This window comes from Sphingopyxis sp. (genome assembly GCF_016463645.1).
GTDB lineage: Bacteria > Pseudomonadota > Alphaproteobacteria > Sphingomonadales > Sphingomonadaceae > Sphingopyxis.
Window position 1 is genome coordinate 1 of the sequence record NZ_JAEMQX010000169.1, and the last position, 5,785, is coordinate 5,785.

The window sequence follows — 5,785 nt, forward strand, 5'->3', positions numbered from 1 at the left end:
GACCGGCAACGGGAAAGACGGCTTTGCGGATCGGTTTCATCGGGGACGGACTAGCTGCGAACTTCGGTCAAGAAAAGAGCGGCAAAGACCCGGCTCCACCACCATCAGGGGGTGACGATCACCACGACCCGGCGGTTGTCCTGCCGCCCCTCGGCGGTGGCGTTGCTCGACAGCGGCAATGTTTCGCCGCGACCGACGACCTGGTCCGCCGTGAAGCGCATGCCGCCCGCTTGCATCGGCGCCGCGACAGCCTCCGCACGCGCCTGCGACAGGGTCAGATTATAGGCCGATGTCCCGGTCGAATCCGTATGCCCTTCGATCCGCGCGGTCATAATCCCGACCGAGGCGAGCTTGGATGCGATGTCGGCGATCCGCTGTTGCTGATCGGCGGGCAGGCCGCTTTCGTTCGACGGGAACAGCAGCCGCTCGGGCATGCTCAATTCCCAACCGGGGCCGCTTTCCACGAAACCTTCCGATCTGAGCATGGCAATCTGGGCCGCGCTGAGTCCGGTCGCGGGCGGCGCGCTCTGGCAAGCGGCGAGCAACGTCGCGAAAAGCCCGATCAGGACGAGGCGGATCTTATGGGGGAAGGCGTATGTCACGGCGTCTCTCCGCTGGTCATCTGGAACGGTTGGTCATCTTGTCGGCATACATTGCGGCATCGGCGGCGGTGAGGAGGGCGGTTGCGTCGCTGCCGTTATCGGGAAAGAGCGCCACGCCCACGCTGACTGCGGCGCGATAGGTCTCGCCGCCGGGCAGGAGCACGGGCTCGGCGACGCTGGTCCGAATCCGGTTCGCCAGCTCTTCGGCCCGGGTTTCCCCGTCGAGCGGGTCGATGATGACGATAAATTCGTCGCCGCCGATACGCGCCGCGAAGTCGCCCTTGCGCAGCGTTTCCTTGATCCGCGCGGAAAGGGCGACAAGAACGGCGTCGCCGGCGGCATGGCCGAAATTGTCGTTTGCCGCCTTGAAGTTGTCGGCATCGATGAACAGCAGCGCAAAGCGACCGCCGCGGTCCCCGGCCGACTGGATGCGTAGCGAAAGCTGTTCGTCGAAGGCGTCGCGATTCGGCATGGCGGTCAGCGTGTCGTGCGACGCGCGATGGGCGAGCATCGCGCGCTCGCTTTCCATGTGCCCCTGCCAACCCTGCAATTCGTCGAGCAACGCGTTGATATCGCCCCCCAGCCGGTCGAGTTCGGCGATGCCGAGCGACTGGACGCGTTTGTCGAAACGGCGGTGCAGGCGCACGTCATGCGCCACGGTGGCAATCTCGTTGAGCGGTTTTACCAGTTCATATTCGAACCGGCGCGCCAGGAAGATCGTGCCGAAAGCCGTGATCAACAGACAACCCAAGCCCGCCAGCAGGCCGATGCGGACATAGTCGATCAGCGTTGAACTGTCGCCCCACACCTCGATCGTGCCGATCACAGATCCGTTGCGCCGGACCGTGACGGCAAAGGGGCGCGCAAAGAAGATACGGGTGAGCAGCGGTGCCGGATCGGCCGCGGGCGAGGTCCATTGGGTGAGAGGACGTCCGACATCGTTCAGCACCCTCAGGCGCGCGATCCCGGGGATGCGGGTGAGCGGCTCAAGCCCCTCGCGCGCCGCCTGCGCGTCGTTGAACACGAGGGCCGGTTCGACGCCATAGGCGCCAAGCTGCGCCGCAAGTTCCATATTGCGATCGGCATAGCCGCGCAGCGCAGTCACCCCGGCGAGCAGGATGGTGAGGCCGGAAAGCGCCACGGCAAAAAGGGTGATACCGAAATGAAAGCGCGACAGCAGTTTTTGCAGCGTCGTGCGCGCACCGATCCGTTCGATCGGCGGGATGGGGTTCCGGCCGGTCATACGCCGCCTCCACCGCCGCCGATCCGCAGCACGCGCGGATCGATCCGCAGCGGACCGCGGCCGATCGCATCGATATTGACCGAAAAGCTGAGGCTGCCCGCCTTGTTGTTCAGGCAGAACATCGCGCCGTAAATGCATGCGGCATCATCGTCGGTGATCGTGAGGACCGGGCGCCCGCGTACCCACGCGATGAGTTGCCGCCGATCGGCGACCGGCATCCGGCCAAGGAACAGGATATCGCAATCGGGCGTGACGGCAGCCGCGTTCATGCGGCGGACTGCGACCGATCCTGGACCCGGCACATCGGGCGTCATCCGATCGCTCAGCCGCGGCGTCCCTACGAGGCACATGACGCGCGTGGTCGCCGACGATCCGTCGGGCCAGCGCGCATAGCTGACGATGCCGCCCACCATCCGGTTGACCGCGCGGGTCATTCCGCCCGCGCCGTCCTCGACAATCGTCTGGCCGGCGGCCTGAACCGCCATCTGCGGCGTTGTCACCAACGCGCCTATCAGAAACAGTGATGCCAGCACCTGGCGAGCGCCCCCAACTGCGTTTCAGGGGCATCCTGCCCCAGCGAAGGCGCGTCCGCTAGTCAAAACAATTGGAAAGTCAATGAAAAGTGACGTCATGCGGCCATATTGCAACAGCGACCGCATGCATCTTCGCTCTTCTATGCGCCGCGCAATCGGTCACTGAATCCCTTGCGCAGTTTAGCCAGCTTCGGCGGGATGACCGCCATGCAATAGGGATTGCGCTGGCCCTCGCCCTCCCAGTAGGCCTGATGATAATCCTCGGCCGGATACCATTCGGACGCGCTTTCGATCGTGGTGACGATGGGGGCCGGCCAGTCGGCCGTGGCCCGCTCGATTCCGGCGCGCGCTGCGTCGGTCTGCGCGGCGTCGAGCGGGAAGATCGCGCTGCGATACTGCGTGCCTATGTCGTTGCCCTGGCGGTTGAGCTGGGTGGGGTCGTGGGTGGCGAAAAAGACGTCGAGCAGGTCGTCATAGCTGATGACCGAGGGATCGAAGCTGATACGGATCGCCTCGGCGTGTCCGGTGTCGCCGCCACATACCTGCTTGTAGGTGGGATTGGCCACGCCGCCGCCGATATAGCCGCTTTCGACGCCATCGACGCCGTCGAGCGACTGGAAGACGGCTTCGGTGCACCAGAAGCAGCCTCCGGCAAAGATGGCGGTCTCACGGGTCATGGCTCGGTCCTTGTTCGGGAAGGATGGGATGCCGTCAAAATAGGATGCCTGCTCCGTCATTCCAAGGGCGGCACGGCGTCGACCAGTGAGGGGCGGGCCGTAATGCTGGCGGCGCGGGCCGCCGTCATTGCTGTCATCTCGGCTTTGATCGCGACGATGCGTTCGCTCCGTGGCGGGTGCGATGCCGCGCGGATCAGGGGGCGCTTGTGCCGTTGCCAGAAGCGGATCGCCGCGGCGGGATCGTAACCCGCGTCGGCCATCAGCCACACCGCCAGCCGGTCGGCCTCGAACTCGGTCTGCCGGATGCGTGCGGCGGAACGGTCGCCCCCCAGCCGGTCGCGGTGGCGCAGGATATTATGGGCCAGTTCGTGCGCGACCACCGCGGCAAGCTCGTCATCCTCCGCGATCGACCGGGCAAGTTTCTGCGTCACGCGCACCAATATGCCGTTCGCCGCCGCCTGCGCGCCGCGAAGCTCGATACGAAAGGCGCTCGCGCAACCCGGCGCCGGCGCGATATGGTATAGGCGCCCATCGGCACCGGTGATCGTCCATGCGGCGGCTGGATCGAGCGTGTAGAGCTTTACCAGCGCCGTATCGATCCGGATCGTCGGTCCGTCGCCTGCCGGCAAAATCGCGTCGCCATTTATCGCGGCGATTCGGGTGCCGCGCGTCAATCCGGCGCGTTCGGCCGGCGATCCCGGAGCGACGGCGGCGATGAACGGCCCGTCGGCGTCGCCATAAATTTCGCTGGCCGCGCCGCGGTCGCCGTTCGGGAATTGGCGAAGATCGCCGAGGATCCAGCCGGGCTGTGGCGTCAGTGCGGGGCACCAGCGTGCGCTTGCGGTCGTCAGCCGATGGGCGATCGCAGCCAGCCGTGTTTCCTGCTCGGCGAGCGCGGCATAGAATGCCGCCCGGCCACCCTTCGCAGCGGCCGCGACCGGTGACAGCGCAAGTGCGGCGGCTGCGATGAGGGCTGCGAGCTTTTGCATGCCGCCCTGTATCAACCGCTCCGGGTCACGGCCATGAAATTTGCAGCCTTTGCCGCGACCCCTTGCCTATCGCCTGGCAAGGGCCGATAGGGCGCCGATGACTGAAGTTTCGCTCAATTCCGCCGTCGATCGCGTCGCCAGCGAAGCTCGCCCGGCGGCGCTTGCGCGCTGGCTCTGGGCTGTCGCGCTGCTCGTGATCGTCGTGGTCGGCGTCGGCGGCATTACGCGCCTCACCGAATCCGGATTGTCGATCACCGAATGGCGCCCGGTCTCGGGCGTGATTCCGCCGCTGACCGAGGCCGGATGGATCGCGGAGTTTGAAAAATACAAGAAGATCCCCGAATATCGGGAGATCAACCTCGGCATGACGCTCGCCGGATTCAAGGCGATCTTTTTCTGGGAGTGGTTGCACCGCATTCTGGGCCGTCTCGTCGGTATGGCGCTGATATTGCCCCTCATCTGGTACGCGTGGCGCCGGGCGATTCCCGCGGGCTATGCATGGCGGCTGCTGGCGCTCGCTGCGCTCGTCGGATTGCAGGGCGCGATCGGCTGGTGGATGGTTGCCTCGGGGCTCGAATATCGGATCGACGTCAGCCATTTTCGTCTCGCCACGCACCTGCTGACCGCGCTGTTCCTGCTTGCCGGGCTCGTGTGGACCGCGCGCGATCTCGGCGCGCTGGCGCGCGACCCGTCGGCGCGGCCGGCACGATTGACGGGTCCGGCCATGGGCATCGTTGCGATCCTCTTTGTCCAGCTGCTCCTCGGCGCATGGGTTGCGGGGCTGAACGCAGGATATGTCGCGAACAGTTGGCCCCTGATGAACGACAATTTCGTGCCCGAGGGCATCGACTGGTCGGGCGGCGCCTGGCTCGCGCTGACCAACGATCCGTTCCTGATCCATTTCCTGCATCGCTGGTGGTCGTGGATCGCGGCGGCGGTGCTCCTGCTGCTGGCGCGCATCCTGTCCCGGCGCGGCGCGCGGGTCGAGGCGCGGCTGCTCGTCGCGGTCGTCGCGGCCCAGATGATCCTTGGCATCTGGACGGTGATCTCGGGCGTTTCGATGTGGATCGCGGTGCTGCATCAGGTGACGGGCGCGATCCTCGTCGCGATCGCCGCTGCGTCGCTGCACCGGCTGGGTGGCCGCGCCCCGTGACCGCGGCTGGCAGCCTCGGCGGTGTCTTGCTGCTGGCGCTGGCGGTGCAGCCCCTGCCGGGCCCGGCAGGCGAAAACGCGCGCGCGGCGGTTGTGGCGACGCAATTCGGGTTCGCGCCGCCGGTCGACACGCCGATGACCTATCGTGTCACGACGCGCCGTATCGGCCGCGACGGAACGCTGATCAATTTCGCTCTGCTCTATGCGCTGCAGTGGCAGCGGATGGGCCGCGGCTATCGCCTGGAAGCCGTATTACAACGGATTGATTCGGATGCCCGGCCTGAAGTTACGCATACGCTGACGATGATGCTGCAGCCGCTCGTCGGTGAGACGATGGCCTATCTCGTCGCGCCCGACGGCAGGCGTATCGACCTGGTCGATCCCGAGCAACTATGGGAGCGGGTCGCGGCGCGGATCGAGGCGACCGGAGCCGTGGGCGGCCGGTCCGAGGCGAAACAGCTGGCGGAGCTGATCGCCGCACTCCCCCCCGCCGAGCGCGACCGGCTGGCGACCGCCGACATCCGGGCGCTGATCGCGCCGGCGAACGATGCCATTCCCCTTTCGACGCCGGACAGGGGCAGCAGCGTGT

General features: G+C 66.3%; 7 protein-coding genes. 2 read left to right on the forward strand and 5 right to left on the reverse strand.

The genetic code is table 11. The annotated features are described in order from the left end of the window. Positions 1–104: 104 nt before the first annotated feature. From JHC57_RS20275 to JHC57_RS20295, 5 genes are all read right to left on the reverse strand, one after another. Positions 105–602, reverse strand: a complete 498-nt coding sequence (locus tag JHC57_RS20275; RefSeq protein ID WP_294032400.1) for an OmpA family protein — start codon at positions 600–602, stop codon at positions 105–107. A 16-nt stretch (positions 603–618) separates the two neighbouring features. After that, entirely contained in the window at positions 619–1,845 is a 1,227-nt protein-coding gene (locus JHC57_RS20280) for a diguanylate cyclase (RefSeq protein WP_294032401.1), read from the reverse strand. Continuing rightward, on the reverse strand, positions 1,842–2,345 hold the full coding sequence (locus JHC57_RS20285; RefSeq protein ID WP_294032402.1) for a YfiR family protein: 504 nt from the start codon (positions 2,343–2,345) through the stop codon (positions 1,842–1,844). Before JHC57_RS20285 ends, JHC57_RS20280 begins: the two co-directional genes overlap by 4 nt. Positions 2,346–2,518: 173 nt before the next feature. Then, complete coding sequence (msrA, locus tag JHC57_RS20290; protein WP_294032403.1) at positions 2,519–3,055, reverse strand: peptide-methionine (S)-S-oxide reductase MsrA; 537 nt, start codon at positions 3,053–3,055, stop codon at positions 2,519–2,521. Between the two features lie 56 nt (positions 3,056–3,111). After that, positions 3,112–4,044 (reverse strand): M48 family metalloprotease, encoded by a 933-nt coding sequence (locus JHC57_RS20295; protein ID WP_294032404.1) that lies wholly within the window; start codon positions 4,042–4,044, stop codon positions 3,112–3,114. 97 nt (positions 4,045–4,141) lie between these two features. On the opposite strand from JHC57_RS20295, the gene JHC57_RS20300 reads away from it, so the two are divergent. Both JHC57_RS20300 and JHC57_RS20305 read left to right on the forward strand, forming a co-directional pair. After that, positions 4,142–5,197 (forward strand): COX15/CtaA family protein, encoded by a 1,056-nt coding sequence (locus tag JHC57_RS20300; protein ID WP_294032405.1) that lies wholly within the window; start codon positions 4,142–4,144, stop codon positions 5,195–5,197. Continuing rightward, a partial coding sequence (locus JHC57_RS20305; protein ID WP_294032406.1) for a hypothetical protein occupies positions 5,194–5,785 on the forward strand: 592 nt, incomplete at its 3' end. The genes JHC57_RS20300 and JHC57_RS20305, both read left to right, overlap by 4 nt.

Coding starts and splice junctions, on each gene's coding strand:
- JHC57_RS20280 (WP_294032401.1), bottom strand. CDS start 1,845: ATGACCGGCCGGAACCCCATCCCGCCGATCGAACGGATCGGTGCGCGC.
- msrA (WP_294032403.1), bottom strand. CDS start 3,055: ATGACCCGTGAGACCGCCATCTTTGCCGGAGGCTGCTTCTGGTGCACC.
- JHC57_RS20295 (WP_294032404.1), bottom strand. CDS start 4,044: ATGCAAAAGCTCGCAGCCCTCATCGCAGCCGCCGCACTTGCGCTGTCA.
- JHC57_RS20300 (WP_294032405.1), top strand. CDS start 4,142: ATGACTGAAGTTTCGCTCAATTCCGCCGTCGATCGCGTCGCCAGCGAA.